This is a genomic window from Sphingomonas brevis, assembly GCF_023516505.1.
Classification (GTDB): domain Bacteria; phylum Pseudomonadota; class Alphaproteobacteria; order Sphingomonadales; family Sphingomonadaceae; genus Sphingomicrobium; species Sphingomicrobium breve.
The window spans coordinates 1820589-1835852 of the sequence record NZ_JAMGBB010000001.1 but is presented as its reverse complement, the minus strand read 5'-3'; the positions used below and the strand labels follow the sequence as shown (position 1 = coordinate 1835852).

The window sequence follows — 15264 nt, the reverse complement described above, 5'->3', positions numbered from 1 at the left end:
CGCTTATTCCGGATTCTTGTCCTGGCCCTCGCCGTCGCCATTGGGACGCGTCGCGACCTGGTTGGTGACGGTGAGCGGCACATCGCTCATCGCCAGCGCCTCGCGCGCGGCCTTTGCGGCGGGGCCGTTTGGGTCGGCATTGATCGCCCGGTTCCAATAGTCGCGCGCCTGGGCATTGGCGCCCTCCGCCTCGGCTATATGGCCGGCCTCAAACAATACTTCGGCCGAATCCGGGGCCATCGCCAGCGCGCGGTTGATCGCGGCCTTGGCGGTCGGCAGATCTTCTTCGCGCACCGCGAGCGCCGCCGAGAAGAACCATAGATAGGGATCTTCGCCGATCGTCTTGGCGGCTTCGGAAACCTTTGCGCGGGCGGTCTTGAGGTCGTTCTGAGCTTCGGCTGCCCGAGCACGATCCAGCAGCGCCAGTCCATGCTGTTCCGCTTGCAGACCCGTTCCGGCCAGCGCCTTGTCGAGCGCAACCACTGCCCGGCCTGGCTGGCCGGCGGCAATCCACATATTGCCCGCCGCGGCCAGTGCACGCTCGCGCGCCGGGTCGCCCGCCGGCGCCAGGTCGGCGGCGCTTTCGAACGCCGTTGCCGCTTCGGTAAAGCGGCCGGCATTGCTTGCTTCGACCGCACGGCAGGACTGGGCAGCCTGGGTCAGGACCGTCGGGCATGAGGATGGCGGAGCCGGCGCCACCGGTCCGGACGCCGCTTGGGCCAATGCCGCCGCAATCAGGAAAATCATCAGATCCGCTCCATGAGCCCGAGCAGTTCGACCAGGATCGCGTGGATCTCGTGCGGTTCGCTCAGGCGATGCCCAGATCCTTTGATCAGTCGAAGCTGGACATTGGATGAACGCAGGTCGGTCACCAGCTTCAATGCGACGCCCAGCCCGACTTCCTGGTCGAGCTCGCCATGGACGAGGCGGATCGGGATGGTGAGGTCGATGACATTGTTGAGCAGGCGGTGCTCTGCGCCCGATTGCCAGAAGCCGAGCCATGTAACGGACGGCTCCGGCCCATAGGGATTGGCCTTTTCAAGCTTGCCGTCGCGCTTGAGCGCATCCTTCTCCTCTGGCGTGAAACCCCAGTCGGTGAAATCGGGGGCGGCCGCGATTCCGAGCAGCGCCTTGACCCGGGCTGGCCGGCGAAGTGCCGCGTGAAGCGCCAGCCAGCCTCCCATCGAGGATCCTGCCACAATCAGCGGCCCCTCGGTCAGCAGGTCGATCGCTCCCAACACCTCATCGAGCCAGCGACCCAGCGTCCCATCCGCGAACTCGCCGCCGGACGAGCCCGTGCCCGAATAGTCTAGCCTCAGGCAGCCAAAGCCCCCGGTTGCGCAGAAGGCGTCGATCGCCTCGGCCTTGGCTCCCTCCATGTCGGACGCGTAGCCGGGCAGGAACAGGACGGTCGGGCTCCCCTCCTTGGCCTCCCGGTGGCGATAGGCGATCCGCCGGCCGTCGCCAGGATCGAAATAGGCCAGGCTGGTCGGAGCGATTTGCGGATTCGGCATGGCGCGTCCTTAGCGCCGCGCGCGGGGAAGGGAAGCAGTTGAAGCGCTTGCTGCACTGCACTAGGGCAAGCGCCATGTCCGAAATGTTCAAGATCAGCCTTCCCGACGGGTCCGTGCGTGAAATGCCCGAAGGTTCGACTCCGGCGGATGTTGCCGCGGCAATCGGCCCTGGCCTGGCCAAGGCGGCACTGGCGGCGCGCGTCGATGGCGAAGTGCGCGACATCATGCGCCCGTTCGAAGGCGATTCCAGCCTCGCGCTGATCACTTCGAAGGACGAAAAGGACGCGCTTGAACTCGTTCGGCACGATTTCGCCCATGTCCTCGCCGAGGCCGTCCAGCGCCTCTATCCGGGTACGCAGATCACCTTCGGTCCCGCGACCGAAGACGGTTTTTATTATGACTTCGCCCCGGCGCCGGATCGCGGTCCGTTCACCGAGGAAGACCTGCCCCTAATAGAGGAGGAGATGCGGCGGATCATCGCCGAAGACCTGCACCTCGTTCGCGAGGTGTGGAAGCGGGACGACGTACGCGCCCTGTTCGAAAGGCAGGGCGAGCGGTTCAAGGCGGAATGGGTGATGGAACTGCCCGAAGGGGAGCCGATCACCATGTATCGATCTGGCCAGGGCGACGATGCCTGGATCGACCTTTGTCGCGGACCGCACCTTGCCTCAACCGGCAAGCTCGATCCGCAGGCGTTCAAGCTGACCCATGTCTCGGGCGCCTATTGGCGCGGCGACCAGAACAATCCCATGCTGTCGCGAATCTACGGGACGGCCTGGCTCAACAAAAAGCAGCTGCAGGAGCATCTGGTCCGCCTGGAGGAAGCAGCCAAGCGCGACCATCGCAAGATCGGGCGCGAGATGGACTTGTTCCATCTCCAGGCCGAGGCGCACGGCAGCGTATTCTGGCACCCCAACGGCTTCATCATCTGGCGCCAGCTGGAGGCCTATATCCGCCGCAGGCTCGACGCGACCGGCAATGTCGAGGTCAAGACTCCTCAGCTGATGGACGCCCGTCAGTGGGAGAAGAGCGGTCATTGGGGCAAGTATCGCGAAAATATGTTCGTCGTCCCGGACGAAATTCCCTCGGTTGACGATGACGCCCCCGTGCTGTCGGGCAAGGCCGATCTAATGGCGCTGAAGCCGATGAATTGCCCGGCGCATATCCTGATCTTCAAGCAGGGGATCACCAGCTACAAGGAACTGCCGATCCGGCTGGTCGAGGAAGGCTGCTGCCATCGCAACGAGCCGCACGGCGCGCTTCACGGCTTGATGCGGGTCCGTCAGTTCACCCAAGACGACGGCCACATCTTCTGCCGCGAAGACCAGATCATCGAAGAGGTAAGATCGTTCTGCGAGCTGGCCGACCGGGTCTACAAGGACCTTGGTTTCGCCGGATATGCGGTAAAGCTCGCGCTCAGGCCGGACAAAAGGTTCGGCAGCGACGACGATTGGGACAAGGCCGAGAACGAGCTGCGCAATGCCGTGATCGCCGCGGGCATGGCCAATGAGGATTTCGGCTGGGAAGAATTGCCGGGCGAGGGGGCTTTCTATGCTCCCAAGCTGGAATGGCACCTGAAGGATGCGATCGGCCGTACATGGCAGGTCGGCACGATCCAGTCGGACCGGGTGCTGCCGGAACGACTCGATGCGACCTACATCGGCGAGGATGGCGAAAAGCACCGGCCGATCATGCTCCACCGCGCGATCTTCGGGTCGTTCGAACGGTTCATCGGCATTCTGATTGAACATTATGCCGGCAAGTTTCCGCTCTGGCTTGCGCCGGTGCAGGCGGTGGTCGCGACGATTGTGTCCGATGCGGATGATTATGCCCGCGACGTAGTCGCCAGACTGCAGGCCGCCGGCCTTAGGGCGGAAGCCGACCTTCGCAACGAGAAGATCAACTACAAGGTACGCGAACATAGCCTGGCCAAGGTTCCGTTGCTGCTGGTGGTCGGCAAGCGCGAGGCGGAGGAAGGAACGGTGGCCGTTCGCCGCCTCGGCGGCGACGAACATCAGAAAGTGATCGGGCTGGAAGACGCAGTCGCGCAGTTCACCGAAGAGGCAATGCCGCCCGACTTGCGTCCGAATTAAAGTAATAATCTGGCGTCCGGCGGCCACTCGCCGCGCCAAAAATTAGCTTATCCGCCCGCCTGCCCTTTTCATCCGGGGGCGAAACCCTTAATTCGCGCCCACAACCAACGACTCTAGGAGATTGCGTTATACCCCCGCCCACACCGCGCCGCCCGCTGGCGCCGCCGCAGACCAGCGGCCCTCGCTACAATCAGTTCATCCAGGCGCCCAAGGTGCGCGTGATTGACGAGAACGGCGAAAATCTGGGCGTAATGTATACGCGTGAAGCCTTTGAACAGGCGCAGGAAGTGGGCCTCGACCTGGTCGAGATCAGCCCCGGCGCCGATCCGCCCGTCGCCAAGTTCCTCGACATCGGCCGCTACAAATATGAGGCGCAGAAAAAGGCCAACGAGCAGCGCAAGCGCCAAAAGACGCAGGAGATCAAAGAGATCAAGATGCGTCCGAACATCGACGACCATGATTATCAGGTGAAGATGAGGAAGGTCTTCGAGTTCATCGAGGAAGGCGACAAGGTGAAGCTGACCTTGCGCTTCCGCGGCCGCGAAATGGCGCACAACCAGCTCGGCATGGCCGTGCTCCAGCGCGTCGCCGAGGACACGTCACAAATTGCCAAGGTCGAGCAACATCCACGGATGGAAGGCCGGCAGATGCTGATGGTGATCTCACCAAAATAGATATCTAACCATTTAGGTTCAAAAAGGCGCGAGTTGCCCCTACGGCAGCCGCGCCTTTTCTTTGTTGCGCTGCGACATGTGACATTTCTGTCGCAAGGCTGCCGTTTTTGGCGGCTAGTCGAAGCGGTTTGCTTTGCAGCGGCCCCGCTCTGGATTAATCCTGACAGTCAAATAACAAGAATATTAAATGGGGAGGATAAATGATGCGCAAGTCCATGTGGCTGCTCTCGACCGGAGTGCTCGCACTATCCACACCGGCGTTCGCGCAGGAAACGCCTCCGGAGCAAACTCCGGCCGCCGAATCCGCTCCATCGCCAACCGAAGCCGCCTCGACCGACGATGACGTGATCGTCGTGACGGCTCAGGGTCGCCGCCAGGTCCTTCAGGATGTTCCGATCGCGGTTACCGCCGTCGGCTCGGAGCAGATGCAGAACAGCGGCGCCACAGACATCCGCCAACTAAACCAGCTCGCTCCGTCGCTGCTGGTTTCCTCGACCAGCACCGAAGCCAATGGTTCGGCCCGTATCCGCGGTATCGGCACGGTCGGCGACAATCCGGGCCTCGAAAGCTCGGTCGCGGTGTTTATCGACGGCGTCTACCGGTCGCGTTCGGGCATCGGCCTTAGCGAACTGGGCGAGATCGACCGGATCGAAGTGCTGCGCGGACCGCAGGGAACGCTGTTCGGCCGCAATGCCTCGGCCGGCCTCATCCACATTTTCTCGAAGGAACCGTCCTTCCGGTTCGGCGGCTATGGCGAAGCAACCATCGGCAATTACGATGCGCGGCGACTGGCCTTCGGTATTACCGGACCAATTACGGATAGCCTGGCCTTCCGTCTCGATGGGGTGCTGTTCAAGCGCGACGGTTTCTACGACGACGTTGTCAATGACACCGACGTCAACGACCGCAATCGCTGGTTCACGCGCGGGCAGTTGCTTTACGAACCGAACGATCAGCTCAGCGTTCGCCTGATCGGCGACTATACGTGGCGCAAGGAGAAATGCTGCGGCGCCGTCTATGTCAACAATGACATCAACGACGAGATCGGCGACCTGACGCAGGAGGCGCAGCCGCCGCTCAACAATGATCCCGACGGCAACAACATCATCAATGTGCTGAAAGACCTTGATCCATCCGCAGACGGTGTGATGGACGGCGCATTCGACAATGGTTGGGATCGCGACATCTGGGTCAGCCCCGATCGCAGCTACAAGGGTACAACCAAGGACGCCGGCGTCTCGCTGCAGGTCGACTATGACTTCGGCGGGGCCAAGCTGACCTCGATCACCGGCTATCGCGGTTACAAGTCGGAACAGAATGGCGATTTCGACTTCAGCACGGTCGACATCCTTTACCGCAAGGACGAGGACCCCAATTTCCGCAAGTTCAACACCTTTAGCCAGGAACTGCGGCTGCAGGGCTCGGCGTTTGAAGACAAGCTCGATTGGCTGGTCGGCGCCTACTACGCCCATGAGAAGCTGAAACTGGCGGATTCGCTGCGGTTCGGCAACGACTATGGCCGCTTCGCGACCTGTCGCCTTGTCACGGGCAGTGCGCTATCAGCGTTTTACAGCCCTGGATCGCCTAGCTGCCTTTCTGCAACACCGCCCGCATTTGGGGCAGCGTCGCCTGTCATCTACGCGGCGATCGCACGTCTTGATGGGATGAACGACGTCGGCAGCACCGGCGATATTTATGAGCAGACCAGCAAGAACTGGGCGCTGTTCACGCACAATATCTTCCACGTGACCGACAAGTTCGATGTCACGGTGGGCTTGCGCTACACGCATGAGAGCAAGGACCTTGAGGCAGATTACGGCAATGACAATACGGCTTGCGGACTGAACCAGACAGCCCTCCTGCCGATCCTGACCAACCTGGCCCTTCCTGCAGCACTTAGATCAGCGGCCGGGTCGATTATCGGCCTGAGCTGCCAGGGCAACAACACGTCAGAGCTGAATGACGTTCACATCGAAGACGACCGGTCGGAACATAAGGTTACCGGAACCGCCGTCCTGTCCTACAAGCCGAACGACGACCTGCTGCTCTATGCCAGCTATTCGCGCGGCTATAAGGCAGGCGGCTTCAACCTCGATCGCTCGGCACTGAAGAGCCCGATCTTCCCGTTCGGGGGCGAGGCCGGCGCCCAGGCGCTGGTTGGAAACCTCCAGTTCGATCCGGAAATCAACGACGCGTTCGAACTGGGCGCCAAATACACGTCGCGCGGGTTTACTTTCAACGTCTCGCTGTTCCGCCAGCAGTTCAAGAACTTCCAGCTGAACACGTTCGACGGCACGGTGTTCATCGTCCAGAACATCAATGGCTGCACCGGCGACCTTGCTGGATTGGATGAGGACCAATCGAAATTCACCGGCGCTCCAAACTATAATCCTGCAGCAGCATCTAGCGGCGAATGCGACGACAGTGATGTGGGCTGGGGCGTCCGCTCGCAAGGCGTCGAGTTGGAAACGTCGATCCGGCCGATGCGCGACCTGCGCCTCAATGCCGGCCTGACCTATGCCAGCACCAAGTACCGCGGCGACCTGGTCGGTAGGGACGACGGCTCTCCGCTCAACCAGGCTCTCCGCCGCCTGCCGGGCGAGCATGTGTCCAATGCTCCGGAATGGGTCGCAACCGGCTCGCTGGCCTGGACGCCGCGGATCGGAAGCGGCGGGATGTCCGGCCTGTTCTACATCGATGCTCGCTATTCCGGCAGCTACAACACCGGCTCCGACCTGTTCCCGCAGAAGGCGCAGGAGGCCTATACACTTGTCAACGCGCGCATCGGTGTCCGTGGCCGGGATGATCGTTGGTCGGTCGAGCTGTGGGCGCAGAACCTGTTCGACAAAAATTATCAGCAGGTCGCGTTCAACTCGCCGTTCCAGGAGGGTGCCACTTCGACAACCGCTGATTTCGCCGATCCTGCCTATCCGGGCGGCCGGCAGATCTTCTCGAGCTTCCTGGCTGAACCGCGCACCTGGGGCCTGACGTTCCGCGCCAAGTTCGAGGCGGAACCGGCCGCGCCGCCGCCTCCGCCACCGCCGCCTCCGCCGCCGCCTCCTCCGCCGGCAACGCAGACCTGCCCGGACGGCTCGGTGATCCTGGCGACGGACAGCTGTCCGCCACCGCCACCTCCGCCGCCTCCGCCGCCGCCTCCGCCGGAGCCGGAACGCGGCTGAGCATGAAGGTATAAAAGGGGGAAGGGCCTCGCCATTGGCGGGGCCCTTTTCTATTCGGTCAGCCCGGAGCGCGGGCGACCGCCAGCAAGGCTTCGCGCAACGCAGATCCCTCGTCCGCGGTCAGTTTGCGGCCGCTAGCCGAGGTCAGATAGAAGACGTCGACCGCCCGCTCGCCATAGGTCGCGATGTGGGCGGAATGGAGCTCGTGCCCGGCCGTATGGATGGTGTGCGCCAGCCTGGCCAGCAGGCCCTGGCGGTCGCGCGCATTGACTTCGACGACCGTCGTTCTTGACGAAGCCTTGTCCGAAACGAGCACGCGGGGCGCGACTGCAAATGCCTGCTCGCGCACCGAAATGTCGGCCATTGGCGCGGCCGGCGGCTCCGCCTCAGCCGTCAACGCAGTATCGACCGCGTTGGCCAGCCGCTTACGCAGCCTGCCGTCCTCATAGGGCCTGCCGCGGCCGTCGCTCACCAGCAGATTGTCGAGAGCCATGCCATCGCGAGTCGTGTGAATCCGGGCGTCGACGATTGAGGCTCCCGCCCGGCTCAGCGCGGCAGCAATGCGGTAGAACAGGCCGGCCCGGTCAGGCGCGAACACGGTCACCCGGGTCATGCCGGAGAGCGGATCGGGCTGGGCCGTCACCGACGGTTCGGCCTCGCCAATATGGGCCTCGGCGGCCGCGACCTGGAGCGCATTGGCGAGCTGCCATTCGGGCGGCTCGGCCAGCCAATAGCTGTCGGGCAGGCGCCGGGCATGGGCACGTATGGCCGATTTCTTCCATGGTAGCGCATCGACCAGCGCCTGCTGCCGTGCCGCGACCTGTTCCTGCCGCCCGCGCTGCTTGTGGCCCAGCCTCAGCCGCTCCTCGGCGGCATCGAACAGGGTCCGAAGCAGCTGCCGCTTCCAGTCGTTCCACGTCGTCGGGCCGACCGCGCGGATATCGACCACGGTCAGGATCAGCAACAGCCTTAGCCGCTCCGGGCTCTGGACGGTGCGGATGAAATCCTCAACGGTCTTGGGGTCGGTGACGTCGCGGCGGAAGGCGGTGTTGCTGAGCAGCAAATGATAACGGACGAGCCAGGCGACCGTCTCCGTTTCGGCCTCGTCCAACCCAAGCCGCGGGCACAATTCCAGCGCAATTTCGGCTCCGAGTTCGCTGTGGTCGCCGCCGCGGCCCTTGGCGATGTCGTGCAGCAGCACCGCGACGTAAAGTAGCCGGCGCGACGCGATTTGCTTGAACAGAGCGGTCGACAGGGGATGGTCGTCGGCCAGCTCGCCGCGCTCGATGCGGGACAGTAGCCCGATCGCCCGGATCGAATGCTCGTCGACCGTATAGTGATGGTACATGTCGAACTGCATCTGCGCGACGACCCGGCCGAAGTCGGGAACGAAGCGGCCGAACACCCCCGCATCATTCATCCACCGCAGTGCCAGATCGGGCCGGTCTCGCGCGGTCAGGACGTCGAGAAACAGGGCATTGGCCTTGGGATCATCGCGCGTTCCGTCGACCAGCCGCGCATCGCGGGTCGCCGCCCGCATCGCCTTGGGATGGATCTCGAGCCGCTCCCGCGCGGCGAGCGCGAACAGTTCGATCAGACGGACGGGATCATCGGCGAACCAACCATCCTTAGGGATCGACAGCCTGCCCCGATCGAGCGCGAAGCCGTTGAGGTGCCTGGGCTTGCGGGTGAAAGTCGGAAGCGCGAAGCGGCGGCCCTTGGCGCCCATTTGCTCGTCCAGCTGGGCGAGGAACAGGCCGGTGAGGTCGCCGACCGCCTTGGCGTTCAGGAAGTAGAATTGCATGAACCGCTCGACCGCAGATTTTCCCGGCCGGTCCGAGTAGCGCATGGCTTCGGCGATCTGCCGCTGCATTTCGAATCCGAGCCGCTCTTCGGCCCGGCCGGCGATCAGGTGAAGGTGGCAGCGCACCGACCAGAAGAAGCGCTCGGCACGCTCGAACCGGCGAAATTCGGCGGCGTTGAACAGGCCGCGGTCGACCAGCTCGGCAGGTTGTTCGACGCCGAACACATATTTGCCGATCCAGTAGAGCGTGTGGAGGTCGCGCAAGCCTCCCTTGCCGTCCTTGACGTTGGGCTCAACGACGTAGCGGCTATCGCCCATCCGTTCGTGCCGGGCGTCGCGCTCGCCGAGCTTGGCCGCGACATATTCGCGCGCCGTCCCGGCAACGACTTCGGTCTGGAACCGGCGCATTGCACCGTCGTGCAATTCCTCGTCGCCCCAGATCCAGCGCGCCTCCAGCAGCGCGGTCCGGACAGTGATGTCCTCCTTGGCCGCGACAATCATCTGGCCAGGAGTCCTGACCGACTGGCCGACCTTCAACTTGAGGTCCCACAATATGTAGAGCAGCGCCTCGACTGCCTGTCCGCACCAGGGCGAGCCGCGTTCCGGCACCAGGAACATCAGATCGAGGTCGCTGAATGGAGCCATCTCGCCGCGCCCGGTCCCGCCGAGACCGGCCACAGACAAACGGCAGGAAGAACTTGCTGGCCGCGGGTGGATCCGCGTCGTCACCAAATCATAGGCCAGCCGCACGATCTGGTCGGCAAGGAAGCAATAAGAGGCGGCGATAACCCGTCCACGTCCGGGCTCAAGGGCCAGGCGCCGGGAAATTTCCGCACGCCCCGCGTCCAACGCCTCGCGCAGTGCCTTGCCGGCTTCCGCCTGCAGATCCTTGTCAGGCAACGCCGCCAACCGTTCGGCGAGCGCCCGGCGATCGATCACCGCGCGCCGGTCGGCAATAAGCTGGTAGCGCGGTGGCTGGCGCATCAGCCCTCCGCCGCCAGCCTTTTCAACACATAAAGCGCCTCCAGCGCCTCGCGCGGGGTTAGCGAATCCGGGTCGATCGCGGCGATCGCCTCGCTCAGCGGGTCGGTCTCCGCTTGCTCGATCGCCTGGCTGGCGAACAACGGCAAATCGTCGAGGCCGGCGGCGATGCCGCCGGTAGCATCGCGTCCCGCTTCCAGCTTGGCCAGCACTGCCTTGGCCCGGGCGAGGACCAGGGGCGGCAGGCCCGCCAGCTTGGCCACCGCAATTCCGTAGCTGCGGTCGGCCGGGCCATCGCCTACCTCATGCAGCAGGACCAGTTCGCCCTTCCATTCGCGCGCGCGGACATGGTGGAGCGACAATTGCTCCAGCCGGTCGGCCAGCCGGGTCAATTCATGATAATGGGTCGCGAACAATGTGCGCGCCTTGACCTGGTCGTGCATCGCCTCGACCACCGCCCAGGCAATCGCCAGCCCATCGTAGGTCGAGGTGCCGCGTCCAATCTCGTCGAGGATCACCAGGCTTTGCGGCGTCGCCTGGGCCAGGATCGCAGCCGTTTCGACCATTTCGACCATGAAGGTAGAGCGGCCGCGGGCCAAATTGTCGGCGGCTCCGACGCGGCTAAACAATCTGTCGACGATCCCGATCCTGGCCCGCGCGGCCGGTACATAGCTTCCAGCCTGCGCCAACAAGGCAGCGATCGCCACCTGGCGCAGGAAGGTCGACTTGCCGCCCATATTGGGGCCGGTAATCAGCCAAAGGCGGTCATTGGCGCCCAGCGCGCAATCGTTGGCGACGAACGGTTCGCCTTCGCTTCGCAGCGCCTCCTCAACGACCGGGTGACGGCCGCCTTCGATTTCCAGGCATGGCTGGGTGGTCAGATGAGGCAGGCACCAGCCGCCTTCCGCCGCGCGCTCGGCATGGCTTGCGGCGACGTCGATCCTGGCAATGGCATCGGCGGTCGAGGCGATCCTGACGCCTGCGGCGACGGCCAATGCGGTCAATTCCTCGAAATGCGCGGCTTCGGCGGCCAGCGCATGGGCGCCGGCCTCTACCACCCGGCTTGCCTCGGCATGCAGGTCGGGCGAATTGAACCGGACGACGCCGGCCAATGTCTGCCGATGATTGAATCCCGAATCCGCAGCCATCAATCGATCGGCGTGCTTGGCCGCTACTTCGATGTGATAGCCGAGCACAGCGTTGTGGCGGATGCGCAGCGTCGAAACGCCGGTCGATTCCCGATATCGCGCTTCCAGCGCTGCGATTGCGCGTCGCCCGTCGCTGCTCGCCGAGCGAAGGGCATCGAGTGCCGCGTCATACCCCTCGGCGATATAGCCGCCCTTGGAAGCATCGAGCGGGGGCGCTTCGACCAGTGCAATTCCCATCCGGTCGGTCAGGGCGGCATGGCCGCCAAGATCCGGGAGTAGCGTTGCCAGCAAGTCCGGCCGGTCCGCCTCAGCTTCCAGTTCCGCCTGGAGTGCGGCAGCCGCGAGAAGGCCGTCGCGAAGCACGGCGAGATCGCGTGGAGAGCCGCGTCCGGCTACCAGCCGCGCCAACGCGCGGCCGATGTCGGGCATGGCTTTCAGCCTGTCGCGCGCCCGGGCCCGGCGGATCGGCTCCTCGTGCAGCCACTGCACCAGCGCCAGCCGCGCCTCGATCGCGCGAATTTCAGTCAGCGGGGCCGACAGGTCGGCGGCCAGCAATCGCCGGCCGGGGGCGGTGATGCATCGGTCGATGCAGCCCAGCAGGCTGCCGGCAACCGCGCCCGTTTGTGTTCGGCAAATCTCCAAACTGTCGCGCGTCGCCGGATCGATCGCCAGATGCTCGGCACGCGCGATTCGCCGTGGTGCGGCGAGAAAGGCGACTGCGTCCTTTTGCGTGGCGGCCAGATAAGCCAGCAGCCCGCCGCACGCGGCCAATTCCGCTCGACCCGGCGATCCGAAGCCGTCGAGTGTGGCGACTCCAAACCTCTGCTTGAGCGCCTGCTCGCCGGACAGGCTGTCGAAGCCCCCCTTGCCGGGCGTGGTGGCGATCCCCGGCACCTTTTCGGCAGCCAGTGTCTCCGCCGGTGACAGCCGCGCCAGTTCGGCCGGCAGCTCTCCCGGGCCGCAGGCGACCAGTTCGAACCGGCCAGTCGATATGTCGGCCGCGGCGATTGCCCATTCGTCACCCGCCCTTGCAACCGCCGCCAGCCAGTTTGCGCTGGCGCTATCGAGCAGCGTTTCCTCGGTCAGCGTGCCCGGGGTCACCAGCCGGACGATCGCTCGCTCGACCAAAGCCTTGGACCCGCGCGCCTTGCGCGCCTCGGCCGGGCTTTCGGTCTGCTCCGCGATGGCGACCCGGAACCCACCGCGGATCAGCCGGGCCAAATAATTCTCCGCGGCATGGACGGGAACGCCGCACATCGGCACCGGTTCGCCGCCATCCTCGCCGCGCTTCGTCAATGCAATGTCGAGGCAGGCCGCCGCCGCCTTGGCGTCGTCGAAGAATAGCTCGAAGAAATCGCCCATCCGGTAGAACAGCAGGGCGTCGCCCGCCTCGGCCTTCAGCCGGCGATATTGCGCCATCATCGGGGTCTGCTTGGGCGAAGGATCGTCGGCGCGGGCCATTGTCCGAAGTGGTAGCGGCAAAGTTGCCGTCAAGCGAGGGTGACTCTTGGCGCAAAAGGCCGCTAAAGGCTCGCCAACGGGAGAGCCAATGAGCGAGAGCAACGTAAAGTTCACGCGCGACGAAGCGCTGGATTTCCATTCACGGGGACGGCCCGGCAAGATCGAGATCATCGCGTCGAAGCCGATGGCGACGCAGCGCGACCTCAGCCTCGCCTATTCGCCGGGCGTCGCCGTGCCGGTCGAAGAAATCGCGGCCAATCCAGCGAAGGCCTATGAGCTTACGGCGAAGGGTAACCTGGTTGCGGTAATCTCGAACGGTACCGCCATCCTTGGCCTCGGCAATTTGGGCGCGCTGGCGTCGAAGCCGGTGATGGAAGGCAAGGCGGTGCTGTTCAAGCGCTTTGCCGACGTCGATTCGATCGACCTTGAGGTCGACACCACCGACGCCCAGCGCTTCATCGAAGCGGTCGAATTGCTCGGCCCGAGCTTCGGCGGAATCAACCTGGAAGACATCGCCGCGCCGGACTGTTTCATCATCGAACAGGCGCTGAAGGAGCGGATGAACATTCCGGTGTTCCATGACGATCAGCATGGCACCGCGATCATCACTGCTGCTGGCATGATCAATGCCTGTTTCCTGACCGGGCGCGAGTTCAAGGACGTCAAGGTCGTCGTCAACGGCGCCGGAGCGGCTGCGATCGCCTGCACCGAGCTGATCAAGGCGATGGGCGTTCCCCACAACAATGTCGTCATGTGCGATCGCAAGGGGCCGCTCTACCCGGGCCGCGACGGCATGGACCAGTTCAAGTCGGCGCACGCCGTTCCGACTGAGGCGCGTTCGCTCAAGGAAGCGCTGGTCGGCGCCGACGTTTTCCTGGGCCTGAGCGCCGCCGGCGCGGTCACGCCCGACATGGTCGAGGCGATGGCGCCGCAGCCGATCATCTTCGCCATGGCCAATCCCGATCCCGAGATTACCCCGCCCGATGCGAAGAAGGCGCGGCCGGACGCGATCGTCGCGACCGGGCGGTCCGACTATCCGAACCAGGTCAACAATGTGCTCGGCTTTCCGTTCATCTTCCGCGGCGCGCTCGACGTCCATGCCACCGGCATCAACGAGGAGATGAAGATCGCCGCCGCCCACTCGCTGGCCGATCTCGCGCGCGAAGCGGTCCCGGAAGAGGTGGCGGCTGCCTATGGCGGCGTCAGTCACCGGTTCGGGCCCGATTACATTATTCCGGCACCGTTCGATCCCAGGCTGATCGAAGTGGTTCCCTGTGCGGTGGCCGAAGCGGCGATGAGGACCGGCGTGGCGCAAAAGCCGATCGCCGACATGGCCGCTTACCGTCTGACCCTGCGCGCGCGGCTGAATCCAACCAGCTCGATCCTCAGCCTGGCCTTCGAGGCCGCCAGGGCCAATCCCAAGCGCGTGCTGTTCGCGGAGGGCGAAGAGGAAAATGTCCTCCGCGCCGCGATCGCTTTCAAGGAAGGTGGCTATGGTACGCCGGTGCTGGTCGGGCGCGAGGACGTGTACGACAAGCTGGCGGAGCTCGGGGTCGACGATCCGAAGAGCTATGAGGTGCTCAACAGCCGCAACTCGCCGCTGGTCGGACGCGCCGTCGACTATATCTACGCCAAGCACCAGCGCCACGGAATGTTGCGCCGGGCCGTCGAGCGAATGGTCAACCAGGATCGCAATACCTTTGCCGCCGCGATGCTCGCGATGGGCGAAGGCGATGCGATGATTACCGGCACCACCCGCCCATTCAGCGAGTCGCTGCGGCAGGTCCGCTGGGTGATCGACGAGGACGATTGCGCTACCCCGTTCGGCATCCACGTCGTCTCGGCTCGTGGCCGGACAGTGATGATCGCCGACACCGCGGTGACCGAGCGCCCAACGGCCGAGCAATATGCCGCCATCGCCATGCGCGCTGCATCCTTCGCCCGCCGCGTGGGCCAGGAACCGCGCGTCGCCTTCATCAGCTACACGACCTTCGGCAACCCGCCGGGCCGCCACATCGACGAGCTGCGTGACGCGGTGAAGCTGCTCGACACGCTGCAGACCGACTTTGAATATGAAGGCGAAATGGGGCCGGATGTCGCGCTCAATCATGAGATGCAGGCGAAATATTATCCGTTCAGCCGGCTTACCGGGCCGGCCAACATCCTGGTCATGCCGGGCCTTCAGTCGGCCAACATCAGTTCCAAGCTGATCCGGGCGCTCGGCGGGGACGTCGCGCTTGGGCCCTATCTGATGGGGATGAGCCTGCCGGTCCAGATCGCACCGATGACAGCCAGCAGTTCGGACCTGGTAACGCTGGCGGTTCTTGCCGGCGGCGGCGCGGATGCCATCCGTCAGGCACCGGAACGGCAGAAGAAAGCATAGCGCCAATCGATTCGCGGGCGTAAGCGG

Annotated in this window: 8 protein-coding genes; 4 read left to right on the top strand and 4 right to left on the bottom strand. The window is 64.3% G+C overall.

Features of this window, described 5'->3' with window-relative positions; translation table 11 throughout:
• Positions 1–3: 3 nt before the first annotated feature.
• Positions 4–747, bottom strand: a complete 744-nt coding sequence (locus LZ518_RS09430; RefSeq protein WP_249915740.1) for a tetratricopeptide repeat protein — start codon at positions 745–747, stop codon at positions 4–6.
• Positions 747–1514, bottom strand: coding sequence for an alpha/beta hydrolase (locus LZ518_RS09425; protein ID WP_249915739.1), 768 nt, complete (start codon positions 1512–1514; stop codon positions 747–749). Before LZ518_RS09425 ends, LZ518_RS09430 begins: the two co-directional genes overlap by 1 nt.
• A 74-nt stretch (positions 1515–1588) precedes the next feature.
• On the opposite strand from LZ518_RS09425, the gene thrS reads away from it, so the two are divergent.
• From thrS to LZ518_RS09410, 3 genes are all read left to right on the top strand, one after another.
• Entirely contained in the window at positions 1589–3607 is a 2019-nt protein-coding gene (gene thrS / locus LZ518_RS09420; protein ID WP_249915738.1) for a threonine--tRNA ligase, read from the top strand.
• Between the two features lie 128 nt (positions 3608–3735).
• Positions 3736–4281, top strand: coding sequence for a translation initiation factor IF-3 (gene infC / locus LZ518_RS09415; RefSeq protein WP_431358235.1), 546 nt, complete (start codon positions 3736–3738; stop codon positions 4279–4281).
• 203 nt (positions 4282–4484) lie between these two features.
• Positions 4485–7460, top strand: a complete 2976-nt coding sequence (locus tag LZ518_RS09410; RefSeq protein ID WP_249916539.1) for a TonB-dependent receptor — start codon at positions 4485–4487, stop codon at positions 7458–7460.
• A 58-nt stretch (positions 7461–7518) separates the two neighbouring features.
• Here the strand turns inward: LZ518_RS09410 and LZ518_RS09405 are convergent, their stop codons facing one another.
• Positions 7519–10248 (bottom strand): [protein-PII] uridylyltransferase, encoded by a 2730-nt coding sequence (locus LZ518_RS09405; protein WP_249915737.1) that lies wholly within the window; start codon positions 10246–10248, stop codon positions 7519–7521.
• On the bottom strand, positions 10248–12854 hold the full coding sequence (gene mutS / locus LZ518_RS09400) for a DNA mismatch repair protein MutS (RefSeq protein ID WP_249915736.1): 2607 nt from the start codon (positions 12852–12854) through the stop codon (positions 10248–10250). The genes LZ518_RS09405 and mutS overlap by 1 nt, the downstream gene beginning before the upstream one ends.
• A gap of 88 nt (positions 12855–12942) precedes the next feature.
• On the opposite strand from mutS, the gene LZ518_RS09395 reads away from it, so the two are divergent.
• Entirely contained in the window at positions 12943–15237 is a 2295-nt protein-coding gene (locus LZ518_RS09395) for an NADP-dependent malic enzyme (RefSeq protein WP_249915735.1), read from the top strand.
• The last annotated feature ends 27 nt before the right edge of the window (positions 15238–15264 follow it).

What these genes read in the sequence shown, in the direction of transcription:
- LZ518_RS09430 (WP_249915740.1), bottom strand. Translation starts at nt 747, where the DNA reads ATGATTTTCCTGATTGCGGCGGCATTGGCCCAAGCGGCGTCCGGACCG.
- LZ518_RS09425 (WP_249915739.1), bottom strand. Translation starts at nt 1,514, where the DNA reads ATGCCGAATCCGCAAATCGCTCCGACCAGCCTGGCCTATTTCGATCCT.
- thrS (WP_249915738.1), top strand. Translation starts at nt 1,589, where the DNA reads ATGTCCGAAATGTTCAAGATCAGCCTTCCCGACGGGTCCGTGCGTGAA.
- LZ518_RS09410 (WP_249916539.1), top strand. Translation starts at nt 4,485, where the DNA reads ATGCGCAAGTCCATGTGGCTGCTCTCGACCGGAGTGCTCGCACTATCC.
- LZ518_RS09405 (WP_249915737.1), bottom strand. Translation starts at nt 10,248, where the DNA reads ATGCGCCAGCCACCGCGCTACCAGCTTATTGCCGACCGGCGCGCGGTG.
- mutS (WP_249915736.1), bottom strand. Translation starts at nt 12,854, where the DNA reads ATGGCCCGCGCCGACGATCCTTCGCCCAAGCAGACCCCGATGATGGCG.
- LZ518_RS09395 (WP_249915735.1), top strand. Translation starts at nt 12,943, where the DNA reads ATGAGCGAGAGCAACGTAAAGTTCACGCGCGACGAAGCGCTGGATTTC.